The 19,906-nt window shown below is 66.2% G+C and carries 16 protein-coding genes; 13 read left to right on the top strand and 3 right to left on the bottom strand.

Translation table 11 applies throughout. The features are described from left to right. Positions 1-2: 2 nt before the first annotated feature. The 3 genes from accB to CLM73_RS02950 all read right to left on the bottom strand — a co-directional run bounded on the left by accB (position 3) and on the right by CLM73_RS02950 (position 1,604). A complete protein-coding gene (accB, locus tag CLM73_RS02960; protein ID WP_105237254.1) occupies positions 3-458 on the bottom strand; it encodes an acetyl-CoA carboxylase biotin carboxyl carrier protein in 456 nt (151 codons plus the stop codon). Positions 459-546: 88 nt separating this feature from the next. Continuing rightward, positions 547-981, bottom strand: coding sequence for a type II 3-dehydroquinate dehydratase (gene aroQ / locus CLM73_RS02955; RefSeq protein ID WP_056564467.1), 435 nt, complete (start codon positions 979-981; stop codon positions 547-549). Positions 982-1,070: 89 nt separating this feature from the next. After that, positions 1,071-1,604 carry a TlpA family protein disulfide reductase gene (locus CLM73_RS02950; RefSeq protein WP_105237253.1) on the bottom strand — a complete coding sequence of 178 codons (534 nt, stop codon included), beginning with the start codon at positions 1,602-1,604 and terminating at the stop codon, positions 1,071-1,073. Between the two features lie 97 nt (positions 1,605-1,701). Here CLM73_RS02950 and mpl point away from each other — a divergent pair, with 97 nt between their 5' ends. The 13 genes from mpl (at position 1,702) to CLM73_RS02885 (ending at position 18,992) form a co-directional block, all read left to right on the top strand. Then, positions 1,702-3,072, top strand: coding sequence for a UDP-N-acetylmuramate:L-alanyl-gamma-D-glutamyl-meso-diaminopimelate ligase (gene mpl, locus CLM73_RS02945; protein ID WP_105237252.1), 1,371 nt, complete (start codon positions 1,702-1,704; stop codon positions 3,070-3,072). Positions 3,073-3,120: 48 nt separating this feature from the next. Beyond that, positions 3,121-3,720, top strand: a complete 600-nt coding sequence (locus CLM73_RS02940) for a YqiA/YcfP family alpha/beta fold hydrolase (RefSeq protein ID WP_105237251.1) — start codon at positions 3,121-3,123, stop codon at positions 3,718-3,720. Between the two features lie 75 nt (positions 3,721-3,795). Beyond that, the gene (locus tag CLM73_RS02935; RefSeq protein WP_105237250.1) at positions 3,796-5,697 is read left to right on the top strand and encodes a ribonuclease catalytic domain-containing protein; all 1,902 of its coding nucleotides are present in this window, start codon (positions 3,796-3,798) and stop codon (positions 5,695-5,697) included. 1,198 nt (positions 5,698-6,895) lie between these two features. Further along, complete coding sequence (locus tag CLM73_RS02930; RefSeq protein WP_056564482.1) at positions 6,896-7,567, top strand: response regulator transcription factor; 672 nt, start codon at positions 6,896-6,898, stop codon at positions 7,565-7,567. Next, positions 7,554-10,061, top strand: a complete 2,508-nt coding sequence (locus CLM73_RS02925; RefSeq protein ID WP_105237249.1) for an extracellular solute-binding protein — start codon at positions 7,554-7,556, stop codon at positions 10,059-10,061. The genes CLM73_RS02930 and CLM73_RS02925 overlap by 14 nt, the downstream gene beginning before the upstream one ends. A 153-nt stretch (positions 10,062-10,214) precedes the next feature. Next, on the top strand, positions 10,215-11,312 hold the full coding sequence (locus CLM73_RS02920; RefSeq protein WP_105237248.1) for an ABC transporter substrate-binding protein: 1,098 nt from the start codon (positions 10,215-10,217) through the stop codon (positions 11,310-11,312). A gap of 137 nt (positions 11,313-11,449) precedes the next feature. Continuing rightward, positions 11,450-13,228: an ABC transporter permease gene (locus CLM73_RS02915; protein ID WP_105237247.1), complete on the top strand. Its 1,779-nt coding sequence runs from the start codon at positions 11,450-11,452 to the stop codon at positions 13,226-13,228. Beyond that, on the top strand, positions 13,221-14,309 hold the full coding sequence (locus tag CLM73_RS02910) for an ABC transporter ATP-binding protein (protein WP_105237246.1): 1,089 nt from the start codon (positions 13,221-13,223) through the stop codon (positions 14,307-14,309). Before CLM73_RS02915 ends, CLM73_RS02910 begins: the two co-directional genes overlap by 8 nt. An 81-nt stretch (positions 14,310-14,390) precedes the next feature. Then, positions 14,391-15,290 (top strand): TonB family protein, encoded by a 900-nt coding sequence (locus tag CLM73_RS02905; protein ID WP_105241358.1) that lies wholly within the window; start codon positions 14,391-14,393, stop codon positions 15,288-15,290. Beyond that, on the top strand, positions 15,287-16,150 hold the full coding sequence (gene aroE / locus CLM73_RS02900) for a shikimate dehydrogenase (protein ID WP_105237245.1): 864 nt from the start codon (positions 15,287-15,289) through the stop codon (positions 16,148-16,150). Before CLM73_RS02905 ends, aroE begins: the two co-directional genes overlap by 4 nt. A 5-nt stretch (positions 16,151-16,155) precedes the next feature. Continuing rightward, on the top strand, positions 16,156-16,890 hold the full coding sequence (gene mtgA / locus CLM73_RS02895; RefSeq protein WP_105237244.1) for a monofunctional biosynthetic peptidoglycan transglycosylase: 735 nt from the start codon (positions 16,156-16,158) through the stop codon (positions 16,888-16,890). Between the two features lie 93 nt (positions 16,891-16,983). Further along, positions 16,984-18,162, top strand: coding sequence for an LPS export ABC transporter permease LptG (gene lptG / locus CLM73_RS02890; protein WP_105237243.1), 1,179 nt, complete (start codon positions 16,984-16,986; stop codon positions 18,160-18,162). Continuing rightward, positions 18,159-18,992 carry a symmetrical bis(5'-nucleosyl)-tetraphosphatase gene (locus tag CLM73_RS02885; RefSeq protein WP_056564506.1) on the top strand — a complete coding sequence of 278 codons (834 nt, stop codon included), beginning with the start codon at positions 18,159-18,161 and terminating at the stop codon, positions 18,990-18,992. The genes lptG and CLM73_RS02885 overlap by 4 nt, the downstream gene beginning before the upstream one ends. Positions 18,993-19,906: the final 914 nt, after the last annotated feature.

Raw genomic sequence — 19,906 nt, 5'->3', positions numbered from 1 at the left:
TATCAGCCAATGACGAAGAGGGGTTGACCGTACTCGACGGGCTCACCGTTTTCGACCAGGATTTCTTTGATGACGCCCGACTTGTCGGCTTCGATTTCATTGAGCAGCTTCATGGCTTCAATGATGCACAGCGGGTCGCCTTCCTTGACGGTGGCGCCCACGTCGATGAACGGGGCGGCGCCCGGATTCGGCGAGCGGTAGAACGTGCCGACCATCGGGGCCTTCACGACGTGGCCTTGAATGACCGGGGCAGCGGGCGCGGCCGGTGCAGCGGCGGGCGCGGCGGCGGCGACGGGCGCGGCGGGCACGCCGGCTTCGGGCTGGTGGTAGGCCACCGGCTGCAGCGTCTGCGAGAACTTGACGATTCTGACCTTGCCTTCGCCTTCGGTGATTTCCAGCTCGGCGATGCCCGATTCAGCCACCAGGTCGATCAGGGTTTTGAGTTTTCGAAGATCCATAGAAGCTGCTTCCCGAGATAGTGTCGGCGTCGTCCCAGCGTCGGGGTTCGCGCCGTATAAGATGTAAAAGCGTTGAATTGGTGCGAGATCAGTGCCGCACTGCGTAACGCAGCGCGGCCTCGTAGCCGTCCGCGCCCAGGCCGCTGATCAGGCCTTGCGCCAAGTCGGACAGATAAGAGTGATGCCTGAACGGCTCTCGCTTATACAGATTGGACAAATGTACTTCAATAAATGGGATCGCGACCCCGGCCAGCGCGTCGCGAATTGCGACGCTGGTGTGCGTGTATGCCGCTGCGTTGATGATGATGAAGTCCGTGCCGTCCTGCCGGGCCGCCTGAATGCGGTCAACCAGCGCACCTTCGTGATTGCTTTGCCACGCAGACAGCGTGGCGCCCAATTCGCCCGCGAGCAACTCGAGACGCTCATTGATCTGGGCAAGCGTAAGACTGCCGTAGATATGAGGTTCCCGGGTGCCAAGCAGGTTCAGATTCGGGCCATGCAATACCAGTATGTTTTGCGCCATGCGCGTGCCAATAAGTGGATTGCCAATTGTTGGCAAAACAGCCGATAAACCAGCTTTTTACGCCAATTCCTACTATTTGTCCAACAGACTTACGCCTTTAAACCCGCAAGGGTGCGATCCAGGTCGTCGGGCTGGACTTCGCCCAATATCTTCCGGTTAATGCTGCCATCTGCATTGAAAACGATAGTAAACGGCAGCCCGCCGCTGGGGCTGCCCAGCTTGCGCAGCGTATCGATGGCACCAGCGCCAATCACCCACAACGGGTAGGAAACCTGTACTTTCTCGACAAACTTCTGCATGTTGGCGGCGGAATCGACGCCGATGCCGACAAAGCGGACTTGCGGGTATTTTTTCTGCAAGGCGTCTAGCGCGGGCATTTCCTTGACGCACGGCGCGCACCACGTTGCCCAGAAATTGACCACGATGGGCTGGCCCTTCCAGCCGGCCAGCGATTGCGAGGCGCCGTTCAGATCCGGAAGCTGCATTTGCATGAGTCCCGCGACCGGGTCGCCCGCGTCGGCCGGCGCGGCGTCGTTCTTGGGCTTGCGGCCCATCAGCGTGTAGCCGCCCGCGACAGTCGCGGCTACCGCCACGGCGGCGGAAAGAAGTAGGCGTCGATTCATGGCGCGATGATAACCGTTGCGGCCGTTTTACGCCGCAGGCGCGGGGCGCGGGCTTGCGGGGCCGCTATATATACAATGCTGGGCAGGAGATTTATCAATGCACCTGCACATTCTTGGCATCTGCGGCACCTTCATGGGCGGGCTCGCGCTGATCGCGCGCGCCGCCGGCCACAAAGTCACGGGCTGCGACGCGGGCGTGTACCCGCCGATGAGCACCCAGCTTTCCGAACAGGGTATCGAACTGATCGAGGGCTTTGGCGCCGAGCAACTGGCGCTCAAGCCGGACCTGTATGTCATCGGCAACGTGGTCAGCCGCGGCAATCCGCTGATGGAAGCCATTCTGGAATCCGGCGCGCGCTACGTGTCCGGGCCGCAATGGCTGGGCGACAACATCCTGCCCGGCGCGCACGTGCTGGCCGTTGCCGGCACGCACGGCAAGACCACCACCAGCTCGATGCTGGCCTGGGTGCTGGAAGCCGCCGGCATGGCCCCGAATTTCCTGATCGGCGGCGTGGCGCAGGACCTGCATGTGTCCGCCCGCTACGACCCGGCGCGCCGCCCCTTCGTCATCGAGGCGGACGAATACGACACGGCGTTCTTCGACAAGCGCTCGAAGTTCGTCCACTACCGCCCCCGCACAGCCATTCTGAACAACCTGGAATACGATCACGCCGACATCTTCCCCGATCTCGCGGCGATCGAAACGCAGTTCCACCATCTGGTCCGCACGATCCCCGGTTCGGGCCGCATCGTGCGGCCCACCCAATCGGACGCGCTGGATCGCGTGATTGCGCGCGGATGCTGGTCGGATACCGTCACGTTCGGTCCGGATGGACAGTGGCAGGCGTCGCCGCCGGACGCTGACGGCGCGTTCGAGGTCACGCGCGCCGGGGTTCGCGCCGGCACGGTGCGCTGGTCGCTGAGCGGCGAACACAACCGCATGAACGCGCTGGCCGCCCTGGCCGCCGCTGAACACGTCGGCGTGCCGGCCGAACAGGGCATCGACGCCCTTACTCGCTTTGCCGGCGTCAAGCGCCGCATGGAATTGCGCGGCACGGTCAACGGCATCAAGGTCTTCGACGATTTCGCCCACCACCCCACGGCAATCGCCACCACGGTGGAAGGCCTGCGCCGCCAGGTGGGCGCCGCGCGCATCCTGGCCGTGCTGGAGCCGCGATCCAACACCATGAAGCTGGGCACCATGGCGGCACGGCTGCCCGAGGCGCTGACCGACGCCGACCTGGTGTTCTGCTTTGGCGCCAGCGAAGGCAAGCACGCGCTGGGCTGGAATCCCGCCGAGGTCCTGGCGCCCCTGGGCGGCCGGGCCTCCAGTTACGATGACATCGGCGCGCTGGTCGACGCCGTCGCTGGCGCCGCCCGCCCGGGCGACCAGGTGCTGGTCATGAGCAATGGCGGCTTCGGCGGCATCCATGGCAAGCTGCTGGATGCGCTGCAGGCGCGCGGCTGATTTCGCCCGCCTGACCGGCTCCCGCAACGCAGACGGAAACAGCAAGCAATGATCCTCTATCTACACGGTTTCCGATCGTCGCCCGACTCGTTCAAGGCCCGCATGATGGCCGACGCCATGGCCGCGCGCGGCCTGACGGACGCGTGGGCCTGCCCGCAACTGCCCGCCAGCCCGCGCGAAGCCATTGACCTGGCGCTTGGCATGGCGCGCGACCGGCTGGCGGACACCGATTCGCCGCGCGAACTGACCGTGATCGGCTCGTCGCTGGGCGGTTTCTACGCCACGTGGATCGCCGAGCAGCTGGGCTGCAAGGCCGTACTGCTGAACCCCGCCGTCCACGCCGCACGCGACCTTGCCACCCAGGTCGGCGAGCACCACATGTATCATTCCGGCGCGCCGTTCGTTTTTTTGCCCGAATATGTGGACGAACTGGCCGCCATCCATGCACCGCGCATCACGCAGCCCGACCGGTATTTCCTGGTGGCGGCGACCGGCGACGAAGTGCTGGACTGGCGCGAGATGCGCGACCGATACGCCGGCTGCCGCCAGCGTATCGTGCAAGGCAGCGACCACGGCCTATCCGATTTCGCGCAATGGATGCCGGAAGTGCTTGAATTCGCCCTAGGCGGCAAGCCGGTACGCGCCTGATAATCAATATCGACTTTCAACACCCACCAAGCTGCGCAAGGCGGCGCGAGGCCGCCGCCCAGGACGATCCCCACCATGTATGTGTTTTACGAAGATGACGGCAGCTTCAAGGCCGGCAATATCCTGTCCGAGACCGACGCCAGCCTGCAGGTGGAGTCGGAGTCGGGCAAGCGCAGCAAAATCAAGCGCGCCAATACCCTGTTCAACTTCGCCTCGCCGGATCCGGCGGCCCTGATGACCCAGGCGGCCGCCACGGCCGAGACGCTGGACCTGCAGTTCTTGTGGGAATGCGCGCCGCAAGAGGAATTCGACTCCCCCGCCCTGGCCGCCGACTACTTCGGCCACGCCCCCACGCCCGTCGAACAAGCCGCGCTGCTGATGCGGCTGCATGGCGCGCCGGCGTACTTCCACCGCCGCGGCAAGGGCCGCTACCGCCCTGCGCCGCCAGACATTCTGGCCGCCGCGCTGGCCGCGCTGGAAAAGAAGCAGCGCCAGGCCGAACAGCAGCAGGAATGGGTCGACGAAATGGCCGCCGGCCGCCTGCCCGAACCCATCGCCCAGGCCGCCGAATCGCTCCTGATCCGTCCGGACAAGAACTCGCAGCAATGGAAGGCTCTGGACGCCGCGTGCGCCAAGCTGGGCAAGACGCCTGACCGCCTGCTGCTCGAACTGGGCGCGTGGCCGCACGCCCTCGCCCTGCACAAGCGCCGCTTCCTGGCCGTCAACTTCCCGCGCGGCCTGGCTTTCCCCGACGTGGAACTGCCGCCCATCGACCGCGAACTGCCGCTGGCCGACGCCGAGATCTATTCCGTGGACGATGTCACCACCACGGAAATCGACGATGCGCTCTCCGTCTCCACGCTGCCCGATGGCCGCGTGCGCGTCGGCGTCCACGTCGCCGCCCCCGGCCTGTCCGTCACCCGCGACAGCGAGCTCGACAAGCTGGCCCGCGCCCGCTTGTCCACCGTCTACATGCCCGGCGACAAGATCCCGATGCAGCCGGACAGCGTCATCCAGGCGTTCTCGCTGGACGCCGGCCGCGAAGTGCCCGCGCTGTCGCTGTACGTCATCGCCAACCCCGAAACCGGCGAAATCATCGAATCGGAAACCCGCCTGGAACGCATCGTCGTGCGCGAAAACCTGCGCCACAACATGCTGGACAGCCAGGTCACCGAGGCCAGCCTGTCCGACCCGGATGCCGACCTGCCCTACGGCCATTGGCTGCGCCCGCTCTGGAAGCTGGCCCAAGCCCTGTCCGCGCAACGCGAAAACGTGCGCGGCAAGCCGGAAAACAATTCGCGGGTGGAATACAGCTTCTACCTGGACGGCAACCCCGACGATCCCGACACGCCCGTGCGCCTGGTCCCGCGCCAGCGCAACGCGCCGCTGGACCGCATGGTGGCCGAGTACATGATCCTGGCCAACAACCTGTGGGGCGGCCTCCTGAACCAGCACGGCGTGCCGGGCATCTACCGCTCGCAACAAGCGGGCCGCGTGCGCATGAGCACACAGGCGCTGCCGCACGAGGCCATCGGTGTCCCGCAGTACGCGTGGAGCACGTCGCCGCTGCGCCGCTATGTCGACCTGGTCAACCAGTGGCAACTGATCGCCGCGGTGGAACATGGCGTCTCGGCCCGCCTGATCGCTCCGTTCAAACCGCGCGACGCAGATCTGTTCGCCATCATCGGCGCCTTTGATGCGCAATACGCGGCCTGGGCCGAGTTCCAGAGCGCAATGGAACGCTACTGGTGCCTACGCTGGCTGAAGCAGAACGGCGTGACGCGGACGGTGGCGCACGTACTGCGGGATGATCTGGTTCGGTTTGCGAATGCGCCGTTGGTGACTCGGGTGGGGGGGATGCCGGAGTTTGAGCGGGGGACGGCTGTGGAGGTGGATATTCTGGGGATGGATGAGTTGTCTCTGGAGTTGGATTGTCGGTTTGTGGGCGAGGTTAAGGGGGAGGCTGCGGCTTCGTAGGTCGCTTTCTTTCGATCTTCGTGGGTCGCGTTGTTCCGTTCTTCGTAGGTCGCCCGACGCCGCGGTCACCGGGGAGGCGAGCGCCCACGATTGCGGTCCGGAGCCTTCGCTCCGGACTGCCCCTTCGTCATCTTCGTTGTCGCCTCCGGCGACTTCCTTCAGATTCCCTCGGGCGCATCGACGGCGCTCGCCTCCCCGGTGACCACGACGCCGTGCTACTAGGGTCTTTGGTATGGGCGCTGCAAGACCTGTGTTCAGGGCAGGAAATCCGCGGGGCCGCCGGATTGCTGCCGCCCGGGCGGCGGCAACCCGGCATTGAGTCGGTCGGACGTCGAGACGGAGTTCGCTGCGCGCTGATGGAGGGTGGCTTGCTAATGGCTCGCCTCACGGTGGGAGGGGCGGTGAGGGGCGGCGCGGCGACGATCCGCCACAACTTGCCGACCAGTACGCGCCGCCCATCGGGCACTTGAGTTCAAGTGACGATTAGCAGCGAGCCGTGCTCGCTCGAAGGTCACGAAGGTGTCAGACACCCGAATCGGTCCTACAAATCCATTGGTGTCTGACACCCGAATCAGTCCTATAAATCCACCGGTGTCTGACACCCGAATCAGTCCTACAAATCCGCCGGTGTCTGACACCCGAATCAGTCTTACAAATCCGCCGGTGTCTGACACCCAAACGCTACCTACTCGCGAAGCGTCATCACCACGCCGTAAGACGCCGCGTAAGTCTCCGGAGGCCGCCCGCGCGGCCGAACGGAGACGGGCACCGCAAGATGCTTCTGGCTCGAAATGCTCTGCACAAAAATGCCAAGCACACTGACCGTCCCAGCGGCCTGAAGATTTCTACTGCTCGAGTCCGGTGCGGTGGCGGCCCGGGGTGCGCGGGGCGTCGATAAGCCCGAGGGAATCTGAAGGGAAGGCCGAAGGCCTGGACGAAGATGACGACGGGGCAGTCCGGAGCGAAGGCTCCGGACCGCAATCGTGGACCCGCGCGCCCCGGGTCGCCACCGCGCCGGACGTCTTAAGAACCCATACCCCGACCAGCAACCATCGCCCCCCCTTTCGCAAAATATCAGCACGGCAGAACGCTCCGCCCCTTTCAACAGCGAGCAACCACCCATATCCAACGAGTTCGGCAACGCTAACGATCTCCCCGTTAAACTCCCGATAAAAAACACAACGGAGGAGAACAAACCATGCGCATTCTGCTGGTCGAGGACAATCTCGATCTTGGCGATGCCGTTGAGAGCAAGCTGCGTTCGGCGGGTCATAGCGTGCAGTGGGTGCATGACGGCGTGCAGGCATCGCGATGGGCGTTGGATGAGACTTGGGATGCGCTCGTGCTGGATATCAACTTGCCCGGCAAGGATGGTTTCACGCTTATCCGTGAGTTGCGTGCCGCCGGGCTCGACGCGCCTGTGCTTGTCATGACCGCGCGCGCCGAGATCGAGGACAAGATCGACATGCTGGATCTTGGCGCCGATGATTACCTCGTCAAACCCTTTGACCTTCGCGAACTCGAAGCGCGGTTGCGTGCGCTGTTGCGGCGGCCTGCGGGGCAGACCACCAGTGTTGCTCAATACGGCAATCTCAGCCTGGATTTGGCCAACCGGCATGTTGAACTCGCGGGTGCGCCGCTGGAGCTGGGCCGGCGTGAATTCCGGTTGCTTGAGATTTTGGTCGGAAAGCTTGGGCAGACCGTCGCCAAGGAACGCCTCATGAATCAGATCTTCGACTTGGACGACGGCTCGCTCAATGCGCTTGAGTTGCTGATCTCGCGGCTGCGCAAGAAGCTGGCGGGCGCCTCTGTGGACATCGTCACCGTGCGGGGCGTCGGGTATCAGGCCCGCAGCCATGAAAATCCCTGAAAGCTTTTCCATCCGGCAACGCGTCTTCACGCTGGGCGCCGTGTTGCTTGCGTGCGCGCTCATCGGGCTGGTGTTCTTCCTGCGCGGCTACGCCCAGCGGGCGGCAGAGCAGGCGTTTGACCGGTTGCTCGCGGCCTCGGCATTGACCATCGCGGGATCGGTCCAGATCGAAGACAACGAAGTCACTGTCGAGCCGCCCGTGTCCTCGCTGGCCATGTTGTCCGGCGGCGAGCGTGTGTTTTACGAAGCGCGTACCTCCAACGGCAGGCTCATCACCGGGTATGGCGACCTTGCGCCCGGGCTGCCCCTTGCGCAGTCGGCCACGCCCGTCTTCACGTATTTGCGGTATCACGACGAGCCCATTCGTATCGCGACCGTCGGCCGCCTGGTGTCGGCCAGCCAGCACGCCGGCTGGGTCACGTTGCGCGTCGCCGAAACGCTGGGATCGCGCGAAGCGCTGGCGGGTGAGATCTTGCAGCGCAGCGTATTGCCACTGCTTGCCGTATCGCTGGTTGCGCTCGGCCTCTTGTGGTTCGGCGTCCAACGCGCCTTCGCGCCGCTGGCCGTTGTCGAACGCGAGTTGCGGCGGCGTGCGCCGGATGATCTGGAGCCGCTGTCCAAGCCCGTGCCCCGCGAGGTGCGGCGGCTTATCGAAGCGCTCAATGGCTTCATGCAGCGGCTGTCTGGGGCCATGGACAGCCTCAACACCCTGGTCGCCGACGCCGCGCACCAGGTTCGCACGCCACTGGCGTCGCTACGCGCGCAGGCCGAGGTTGCCCTGGACGAGACCGATCCGCAGCGATTGCACGCGCGGCTTGAACGCATTCACCTGAACGCCACGCACGCCAGCCAGCTCATCAACCAGTTGCTGATGGACGCCACCATCACCCATCGCATGGGCAAGGGCGCACGCGCGCTTGTCGGCGTGGCCGAGACCGTCAACGAAACGCGCCGGCGTATCGGGCCGGTGGATGCGCAGCGGTTGCGCATCGCCATTGCGCCCGAAGTGCGCCGTGCACGCATCGCCGGCGATCGCGTCGCGCTGCGCGAGATGCTGCGCAACCTGGTGGACAACGCCCTGCGCTACGCGCCGGATGGGCCGGTTGAGATCCAGGCCATGCCGGTTGCCGGCTATCGTGTTGCGCTCACCGTTTCGGACCGCGGGCCCGGCGTCGCCGACGACGAAAAGGAATCCGTGCAGCAGCGGTTTTCGCGCGGCCGCGCGGGGGAATCGCTGCCGGGGTCCGGATTGGGGCTGGCGATCGTGCGGTCGGTGGCCGTCGCGCATGGCGGCTCGCTGTGGCTGCTGGACCGGCCTGGCGGCGGGCTGACGGCTCGGGTCGTGCTGCCCTTGGCGCGCGCCGGAGCCGGGCGCGCGCTGACCACCGCCGCGGCCGCGCTGTGCGCCGCATGCCTGCTGCTGGCCGCGCCGTCGGCCGACGTGCGGGCGGCCGGCGCCGATGCGCGCTCCGCTCCGATCCCCGAAATCGTCACCCGTTACCCCGCCCCCCAACCCTCCTCCCGCGTCCTCACCATCGCCGGCCCGACCGACACGCCCGTCGTCGCGCCGCTCATCCAGGGCTTCCAGTCCCACCGCCCCGATGTCAGCGTCGTGTACCGCGAAATGGGCAGCCGCGAGCTCTACGAGGCCGCCATCGAAGGGCGTTTGCAGGATGTGGACGTGCTGATGAGTTCGGCATCCGACCTGCAAATCCGGCTGGCCAACGATGGCTACGCGCAGAGCTATGCGTCACCCTATGCCGCGCGGCTGCCGTCGTGGGCCATCTGGCGGCACGAGGTCTACGGGTTCACGTTCGAACCCGCCGTCATCGTCTACAACCCCAAGCGCTTTGCTGAAGCAGCAGTGCCGCGCTCGCGCCAGGATCTGCTGCGCCTGCTGGAGCAGGATCCCTTGCGCCTGCGCGGACGCATCGGCACCTACGACATCGCCGCCAGCAGCCTGGGTTATCTGCTGGCCGAACAGGATGAGCTGGTCTCGTCCAACTTCTGGGGGCTGGCCAACGCCATGGGCCAGGCCGGCGTGCGGCTGGCGGCCACCAGCGCCGAGATCCTGGACGCCATCGAGCGCGACGAACTGGACATCGGCTACAACATCCTCGGCTCCTACGCCCTGTCGCGCCAGGCCGCCGGCCGGCCCATCGGGGTGGTGTTCCCGCAGGACTACGTGCTCGTGCTGGCGCGCTCAGTGCTGATCGCGCGCACCGCCCCCAATCCCGACCTGGGACGCGCGCTGGTCGACTGGCTGCTGTCGCCCGCCGGACAGCAGGTCGCGTCCAGCCATGCCGCGCTCGGGTCCATCATGGAAGACACGCCGGGGCGCTGGACCTCCGAAGCGGTGCTCGCGCGGTCGCAGGGCATCGTGCAGCCGGTCGTGCTCAGCCCCGCGCTGCTGGTCGGCCTGGACCAGCGCCGCCATTCGCGGTTCGTGCAGAACTGGATCCGGCTCGTCACCGATACGCCGCAGCGGCCGTAACGCCAACCCCGCGCATGGCGCCATCGCGGCCCAGGGATTTCCCCTAGCCGCCACCTGCCGCCATGACAGGACGACGACAGACGCGCACTCCTAAGATGGCTGCACGCGGGCCCCAGAGCCCGCAATAAGCCAAATCAATCGGAGACAACATCCATGCTTGCCAAGTCCAAACTGACGGCCGTCTGCGCCGCCGCATTCGCCATTGCCACCGGCAGCGCCTTTGCGCAGGCAGTGCCCGCGGGCTATCCGGCCGATTACCAGAAGATCCTGGACGGCGCCAAGAAGGAAGGCAAGGTCGTCATCTATTCGACCACCGACACCAAGGCCGCCGGCCCCATCATCAAGGGCTTCGAAGCCCTGTATCCGGGCGTCAAGGTCGAATACAACGACATGAACAGCACCGAGCTGTACAACCGCTACATCAGCGAACAGGCGGCGGGCGGCGGCAGCGGCGACATCGTCTGGAGTTCGTCGATGGACTCGGCCCTGAAGCTGGCCACCGACTACGCGCTGAAGTACCAGTCGCCCGAAGCCGGCAAGCTGCCGGCCTGGGCCAACTGGAAGGACTCGACCTACGGCACGACGTACGAGCCGGCTGTCTTCATCTACAACAAGCGCCTCATTCCCGCGAATGAAGTGCCCACCACGCACGGCGCGCTGGCCAAGCTGATCGCCAGCCAGCCCGACAAGTTCAAGAACAAGGTCACCACCTACGACATCGAGAAGTCCGCCGTCGGGTTCATGCTGGCGGTGCAGGACAAGGCCAACGATCCCAAATATTTCGAGACCCTCAAGGACATCGCCAAGGGCGGGCTGATCGTGCAGTCGTCCACCGGCACCATGATGGAACGCGTGTCCTCGGGCGAAAACCTGATCGGCTACAACATCCTGGGCTCTTACGCCGAAACGCGCGCCAAGAACGATCCGTCGCTGGGCGTGGCCTACCCCACCGACTACGCGCTGGTGCTCTCGCGCGTGGCGTTCATCAGCAAGAAGGCCAAGAACCGCAACGCCGCCAAGCTGTGGATGGACTACCTGCTGTCGCAGAAGGGCCAGGAGATCATGGCCAATCAGGCTGACCTGGCTTCCGTGCGCGACGACATCGAAGGCGACAACGACGTGGACGGCATGACCAAGAAGCTGGGCGCCTCGCTCAAGCCGATTCCGGTCAACGAAACGCTGCTGGACTACCTGGAGCAGAACAAGCGCCTGGAATTCATCAAGCAATGGCGGGCGGCAGCGGGCAAGTGATGCCCGGGCTCCGGGCGGCTATGCAACCCGGAGCCGCCGCCAACGCAGCGGACGGCATGCCGTCCGCCTGACCCTGCCCCGGGGCCCTCGTCCCCGGCGGCGCGGCCACCGCGTCATTTCCGACCACAGGATTTCCCATGCAGTCATTGCGCAGAAAATGGCAGTCCCTGCCACGCGGCGTGGTGGTGCTGATCACGGCGCTCGCCATCTACGTGCCGCTGTCGTTCATCATCATCCAGAGTTTTCTCTCGGCCCCGTTCTTTTCCCCGTCCAAGGCCTGGAGCCTGGACGCGTTCCGCTTCATCTTCGCGGATCCCGATTTCTACAAGGCGCTACGCAGCGGCTTCATTCTCGCGTTCGGGCTGGCTGCCATCGCCATCCCGCTGGGCGGCATGCTGGCGTTCCTGATGATCCGCACCGACCTGCCGGGCCGCCGCTGGATCGAGCCACTGATCCTGGTGCCGGTGTTCGTGTCGCCCATGGTGCTGGGCTTCGGCTACGTGGTCGCGGCCGGTCCGGTGGGCTTCTTCTCGACCTGGGTGCAGAACATCCTGGGCTTCGTGCCCTGGAACGTCTATTCGCTGACCAGCATCGTCATCATCGCCGGCCTCACGCACGTGCCGCACGCCTATCTGTACATCTCGTCGGCGCTGCGCAGCATGGGGTCCGACGTCGAAGAAGCCGCCCGCGTGGCCGGCGCGTCGCCGCTGCGCGTGATGGTGTCCGTCAGCCTGCCCATGGTGCGGCCGGCCATGCTGTACGCCACCGTGCTGCTCTTCTTCCTGGGCCTGGAGGTCTTCGGCCTGGTGCTGGTGCTGGGCGATCCGGAAGGCAACCTGGTGCTGGCCACCTACCTGTACAAGCTGACCAACAAGCTGGGCATCCCGTCCTATCACCTGATGGCCGCCGTGGCCGTGGTGCTGATCTGCATGACCATTCCGCTGGTGATGCTGCAGCGCCGCCTGATGCGCACCGCAAACCGCTTCGTCACCGTCAAGGGCAAGGCCTCGCGTGCGCGGCCGCTGCCGCTGGGCAAATGGCGCTGGGTGGCCGGCGCGGTGGTGGCGTTCTGGCTGTTCGTCACCATCATCGTGCCGCTGACCGGCGTGCTGCTGCGCGCGTTCGTGTCCAACTGGGGCCTGGGCGTCTCGCTCTTTGACGTGCTGTCGCTCGACGCCTTCCGTACCGTGTTCGCGCAGCCCAACCTGATGCGCGCCATCGTCAACTCGGTTGCGATCGGCGTCTTCGGCGGCGCGCTTGCAGTGATGTGCTACATGTTCGTGGGCCTGGCGATGCACCGCAAGCCCGACAACGTCACGCGCTTCATGGACTACAGCGTGCTGGTGCCGCGCGCCGTGCCGGGCCTCTTGGCCGGTCTGGCGTTCCTGTGGGTGTTCCTCTTCGTGCCGATGTGGCTGGACAACGCGCTGGACGTGGACGAGAACGGCTGGCTGTCGGCCCTGCCATTCGCGGAATGGCTGCGCGAGAACTTCGTCGAATGGCTGCGCGCCCTGCGCAGCACCATCTTCAGCGTGTGGCTTGCCTACACAGTGGTGTGGATGGCCTATGGCTTGCGCCTGATCTCGTCGACCCTGCTGCAAGTGGGTCCCGAGCTGGAAGAAGCCGCCCGCACCGCCGGCGCGCGCCGCGGCCAGGTCACCCGTCACGTCACAGTGCCGCTGGCCAAGTACGGCCTGATCGGTTCGTGGCTGCTGATGTTCCTGATCTTCGAGCGCGAATACTCCACCGGCGTCTACCTCTTGTCGCCCGGCACCGAGACCATCGGGTCCATGCTGGTGTCCCTGTGGGCCTCCGGCGCCATCGACATCGTGGCCGCACTTTCCTTCATCAATATCGTTCTGGTCGTGATCGGCCTGGGCATCGCCCTGCGATTCGGAGTCAAACTTCATGATTGAGCTTTCTGTAGAAGACCTGCACCTGGACTACGGCGACAACCCGGTGCTCAAAGGCGTGTCGATGCAACTTCGCCAGGGCGAAGTGGTGTCCCTGCTGGGTCCGTCGGGCAGCGGCAAGACCACCCTGCTGCGTGCCGTGGCCGGCCTCGAAGGCCCCAAGCGCGGGCGCATCACCATCGGCGAGAACGTCGTCTATGACGGCGCGGCCCGCGCCGAGATCCCGGCCGAAGAGCGCAACCTGGGATTGGTGTTCCAGTCGTACGCGCTGTGGCCGCACAAGACGGTGTACGAGAACGTCGCCTACCCGCTCAAGCTGCGCAAGACGCCGGGCGCCGAGGTGCGCGAGCGCGTGCAGGCCGTGCTGGACCAGCTTGGGCTGGGCAAGCTGGGCCAGCGCCATCCGCACGCGTTGTCCGGCGGCCAGCAGCAGCGCGTGGCCATCGGCCGGGCGCTGGTCTACAGCCCGCCCGTCATCCTGCTGGACGAGCCGCTGTCCAACCTGGATGCCAAGTTGCGCGAAGAGGCGCGCGCGTTCCTGCGCGAGCTCATCATCCGCCTGGGCCTGTCTGCGCTGATGGTGACGCACGACCAGAGCGAAGCCATGGCGATCTCCGACCGCATCCTGCTGCTGAACAACGGCAAGATCGAACAGCAGGGCACGCCGCAGGAGATGTACGGATCGCCATCCACGCTGTTCACCGCCGAATTCATGGGCAGCAACAACCGGCTGGACGGAAAGGTCACCGAGCTGCGCGACGGGCAGGCCCGGATCGAGGGGGCCGGCTGGTCGCTATGGGGCAAGGCCGGCGCGGGCGTCGCCGCGGGCCAGGACGCCACCGCGGTCATCCGCGTGGAGCAGGTTCGCCTGGCCGACGACCCGGACGGCAACCACGTCGACATGCCGCTTCTGACCAGCATGTATCTGGGCGACCGCTGGGAGTACCTGTTCCGCACGCCGGACGCCGATCCGGCCCGCAGCCTCGCCCTGCGCGCCTATGGCCCCGAGGGCCGCGAGCCGGGCCCCTGCCGCCTGGCGCTACCCGCCAACAAGGTCTGGATCTTCCCCCGGGCATCCGCCTGACGGGGTCTAGGCCGTCCGTCCGAGGGCGAATACCGCCTTCGGACGGACCGCGCGGCGGGCGTGGACTCGACTTACAATGCGCTGGTGCAACGCGCTGATTCCCCCTCCGTGCTGAGCCGTTACCTCTGGTGGCTGGGCGCCCCCGCCCAGCACTACCTGCGTATCGGCATCGCGATATCGCTGTTGGTGCACGCCGGCGCGCTGGCGTGGCGTTTCAGCGCGCCCACGCAGACGCGCCCGCCCGTGACCAGCCTGGAAGTCGTGCTGCTCAATGCCCGCAGCGAGACGCCGCCTGAAAACCCGCGCACCGTCGCGCAGAACCAGATGACAGGCGGCGGCAACGCCGATCGCGGCGTGTCCACCACCCCGCTTCCCCAGACCGGCAGCTCGGCCGAGACCATCGTCCTGGAGGCCATGCGCCAGCGTCAGGTGCAACTGGAGGCCGAACAGGCCCGCCTCATGACCCAGCTGCGCTCGCCGCACAACGCCGGCCCCGAGCGCCAGGCCGTCAACCCGTGGCCCGACGGCGCCGACGTCGGCCAGGACGCCCAGGACCAGGCCAGCGTCATCCAGAACGCCCAGGTGGCGGCGCTGGCGGCGCGGGTCCAGCAGTACAGCGCCGAGCCGCGCAAACAGTTCATCGCGCCGTCCGCCGAAGCCTCCCGTTACGCCGGCTACCTGGATGCCTGGCGCACCCGGATCGAAACGGTCGGCACCCAGCATTACCCCGACGAGGCGCGCGGCCGCATTTATGGATCGCTGCGCATCACCGTGTCGGTGCGCGCCGATGGCAGCATCGCCGAGGTCGAGATCGACCAGCCGTCGCCGCACGCGGTCCTGAACCAGGCGGCGCGCCGCATCGTCCAGCTTGCCGCGCCCTTCCCCCCCTTCCCGCCCGATATCGCCCGCGATACGGACGTGCTGGTCATCACCCGCACCTGGCATTTCGTCAACGACACTCTGGAAACACAGGCCCCATGACCGAGGCGATTCCTCAAGCCCGCTACGCCGTCATCGGCAATCCCATCGCGCATAGCCGCTCGCCTCAGATCCACGCCATGTTTTCGCAGCAGACCGGCAAGCCGCTGCGCTACGAGCGCCTGCTTGCCCCGGTGGACGGCTTTGCCGACGCCGTTGCAGCCTTCGTGGCGGACGGCGGTCTGGGCCTGAATGTCACGGTGCCGTTCAAACTGGACGCCTATGCGCTGGCGTCGGGCCGCCTGTCGAATCGCGCCCGGCTGGCAGGCGCCGTCAACACCCTGTCGTGGCGCGACGGCGTCTGGCACGGCTGCAACACCGACGGCGTGGGGCTGGTCAATGACCTGCTGCGCCTGGGCGTGCGCCTGCCGGGCGCGGCCGTGCTGCTGGTCGGCGCCGGCGGCGCGGCGCGCGGCGTCCTGCAGCCGCTGGCCGAGGCCGGCTGCAGCCGCATCCACATCGTGAACCGCACCGCCGCCCGCGCCGAGGAACTGGCCGCAGCCTGGGGCACAAGCGGCGTGTCGCCGCAAACCCAGGTGACCGCCGGAGGCCTGGCCACCGCCGCCATCCCGGGCGGGTGGAACCTGGTCATCAACGCCACCGCCAGCGGCCTGCAGAACGCCGCGCCCGACCTGCCGCCCGGCCTGTACGCCGACGGCGCCGCCGCCTACGACATGATGTACGGCGCGCAACCCACCGCGTTCATGCGGCAGGCCGATGCCGACGGCGCCGCCCTGACCGCCGACGGGCTGGGCATGCTGGTCGGCCAGGCCGCCGAAAGCTTCTTCATCTGGCACGGCGTGCGCCCCGATGCCGCGCCCGTCCTGACGGCGCTGCGCGAGGCGCTGGCCGCCGGAAGCTGAACGGCATGGCGACGCGCACGGGCCGCAGCGGCGGCCGCAATTGGTTCCGGATCACCACCGGCTTGGTGATGGCGCTGGTGTGCGCGATCCTGCTGTACCAATTCTGGCTGTTCGCCCAGGTGGTCTGGTACAACTACCGCGACCCCGGCAGCAGCGCGATGATGCGCGAAGAGCTGTCGCGCCTGCGCAAGGACGACCCGGCGATCGAGCTGAAATATGAATGGGTCGCCTACGACAAGATCAACCGCTCGCTCAAGCGCGCGGTGATCGCGTCCGAGGATTCCAATTTCACGGGCCACGACGGGGTCGAATGGGACGCCATCCGCAAGGCCTGGGAATACAACCAGAAACAGGAAGAGGCCGGGCGCTCCAAGATGCGCGGCGGCTCCACCATTACCCAGCAGCTGGCCAAGAATCTGTTTCTGTCGGGCTCGCGCAGTTACCTGCGCAAGGGCCAGGAACTGGTCCTGGCCTACATGATCGAACACGTCATGAGCAAGGAACGGATCCTGGAGCTCTACCTGAACGTCGCCGAGTGGGGCGTGGGCGTGTTCGGCGCCCAGGCCGCCGCCAAGCATTATTTCAATACCACCGCCGCCAACCTGGGAAACAGCCAGTCCGCCCGGCTGGCGGCCATGCTGCCCAACCCGCGCTTCTATGACAGCCACCGCAAGTCCAACTATCTGAATTCCCGGGTCGGCGTGCTGACGCGCCGGATGCAGATGGTCGACATCCCCTGAAAGGGGAACCGGACAAATCCGTCCTGCCGGCCGTCTTCCGGCTGCGGGATTTGTTAAGCTTTCACGTTTACGCGCTCCACTCCTTTTTCCTTCATGCGTACTGCACGTCGCTACCTGGCCCGAGAGGTCTATCGCTCTTGCGCAGTGGTCCTTCTGGCCCTGCTCGGCCTTTTCACGTTCTTCGCACTGGTGGACGACCTGGACAACGTGGGCGACAAGTTCTCCATGATGGCCCTGCTGTACATGCAGGCGCTAGCTGTCCCCACCCGTCTCTATGACCTGCTGCCCATCGGGCTCCTGATCGGGGCCATCCTGGCGCTGGCGGGCTTGGCCCAGCGCAACGAGCTCGTCATCCTGCGGGTCTCCGGGGTCAGCGGCATGAAGCTGCTGCGGATGCTCTGGATCGTCACGATTCCGCTGATGATCGGCGCGGGCCTGTTGTCCGAATACGTCACGCCCTGGGCCGAGGTCAAGACCGGCGAGGCCAACCTGATGTTCCGTGGCAAGGCCGGCGGCGACCGCCTCAAAAGCGGCTACTGGTTCAAGGAACCCACCGCCAACGGCGGCACCCGCATCATCAACATCGCCGAACTGAAGGGCGACGGCCAGGTGGCCGGCGTGACCCTTTACGAATTCAAGAAAGACCTGACCCTGTCGGCGCTGTCCACCGCCCCCACGGGCACGTTCACGCGCGGCGACCTGGTCCTCAAGGACGTCTCCGAAACCCGCCTGGACGCCGAGGCCGCCGAGGCGCTCGCCAACGCCCGCCCCCCCAAAAACCCGCCCGCCACGGTCGTGAAGCTGCCCGAACGCTCCATCGACACCACGCTGAGCGCCGAACGCCTGCTGGCGCGCGTGCTGACGCCCGAGCGCATGTCGATCGTCACGCTGCTCGACTACGTGGAATACCTGCGGGACAACCAGCTTCAATACGGCCGCCAGGTCGTCGCCCTGTGGCGCAAACTGGCCTACCCCTTCACCCTGCTGGTGATGATCACCATCGCCGCCCCCATCGGCCTCATGCAGACCCGCCGCGGCGGCGTCGGCGCCAAGGTCTTCGTGGGCATCCTGCTGGGCGTGGGCTTCTTCATGCTGAACCAGCTTGCGCTGAACGTCGGCATGCTGGGCAAGTGGCCGCCCTGGCTGACCGCCCTGGGCCCGAACCTGGGCGCCATGGCGCTGGCGCTGGGCGCCATGAGCTACATGGAATACCGCCACACTATCACCCGTCTCGTCCAACAACGTTGGCCTTGGAGCAAGAGTCCCGCATGAACGGCAGTATCTGGATGATCGGCGACGTGCAGGGCTGCTGCTCGCCGCTGGATCGCTTGCTGTCCCACCCGGACCTGGTTGGCGATCCCAAGTCGCGCTTCTGGTTTGCCGGCGACCTGGTCAATCGCGGCCCGCAGTCGCTCGAAACCCTGCGCCGCATCATCGACCTGGGCGACCGCGCAACGGTGGTCCTGGGCAACCACGACCTGCACCTGCTGGCCGCGGCCGCTGGCGTGCGCAAGCCGTCCAAGTCGGACACGCTGGAATCCATCCTGCGTGCACCGGACGCGACGGACCTGCTCAACTGGCTGCGTTTCCGCCCGTTGGCGCATTTCGAGCAGAACCACCTGCTGGTCCACGCGGGCACGCTGGCCAAGTGGGACGTCGCCAAGACGCTGGCCCTGGCCGGCGAAGTCCAGGACGCGCTGCGTGGCCCGAACTGGCAGAAGGCGCTTCAAAAGATGTACGGCAACGAGCCGGCCACCTGGAAGGAAGACCACAAGGGCGGCAAGCGGATGCGGGTGATCATCAACGCGCTGACGCGGATCCGTTTGTGCACGCCGAACGGGCATATGGAGTTTGCGACGAAGGTGACGCCGGGGGCATGGCCGCCTGGGTTGGTGCCTTGGTTCGACGTGCCTAATCGTGCGACGCGTAATGTCACGACGGTGTTTGGACATTGGTCGACGTTGGGGTTGTTGCAGCGGCCGGACGTGATTTGCCTGGATACAGGGTGCGTGTGGGGTGGGTCGTTGACGGCTTTGCGGTTGCAGGATCGGAAGCTGGTGCAGGTTAAGTGTTCGCAGTTTCAGGATCCGATGGCGGAGTGAGGGCTGGGCGGTGAGTGGTCTTTTCGTAGGCTGCGAAATGTCTCAGTAGCTGCAAGCCCGTCTTCGTACGCTGCAAACCCGTTCGTACGCTGCAATCCCGTCTTCGTAGGTCGCCCGACGCCGCGGTCACCGGGGAGGCGATCGCCCACGATTGCGGTCCGGAGCCTTCGCTCCGGACTGCCCCTTCGTCATCTTCGTTGTCGCCTCCGGCGACTTCCTTCAGATTCCCTCGGGCGCATCGACGGCGCTCGCCTCCCCGGTGACCACGACGCCGTGCTGCGAGGGTCTTTGGTTTGCGCGCTGCAAGACCTGTGTGCAGGGAAGGAGATCTGCGGGGCCGCCGGATTGCTGCCGCCCGGGCGGCGGCAATCCGGCATCGGGTTGGTGGGTCGTCGTGGCGGAGTGCGCTGCGCGCTGGCGGAGGGTGATTTGCTAGTGGTCCGCCGTCACGGTGGGTGGGGCGGTGATGGGCGGCGCGGCGACGGTCCGCCACAGCTTGCCGACCCGTACGCGCCGCCCATCGGGCACTTGAGTTCAAGTGACGATTAGCAGCGAGCCGCGCTCGCACGAAGGTGTCAGACACCGGAATCAGTCCTACGTATGCGTTGGTGTCAGACACCCAAGCGCCACCTATGCGCGAAGCGTCATCGCCACAACGCAAGACGCCGCGTAAGTCTCCGGAGGCCGCCCGCGCGGCCGAACGGAGACGGGCAACGCAAGATGCTTCTTGCCCGAAAGTTCTTGCGCAAAAATGCCAAGCACGCTGGACGTCCCAGCGGCCATCAGATTTCAATTGCCAGAGTCCGGTGCGGTGGCGTCCCGGGGTGCGCGGGGCGTCGATAAGCCCGAGGGAATCTGAAGGGAAGGCCGAAGGCCTGGACGAAGATGACGAAGGGGGGGGCCGCCTAGGCGAG

This window comes from Achromobacter spanius (assembly GCF_002966795.1).
Lineage (GTDB): Bacteria > Pseudomonadota > Gammaproteobacteria > Burkholderiales > Burkholderiaceae_B > Achromobacter > Achromobacter spanius_D.
This window is presented reverse-complemented; position numbering and strand designations above follow the sequence as displayed.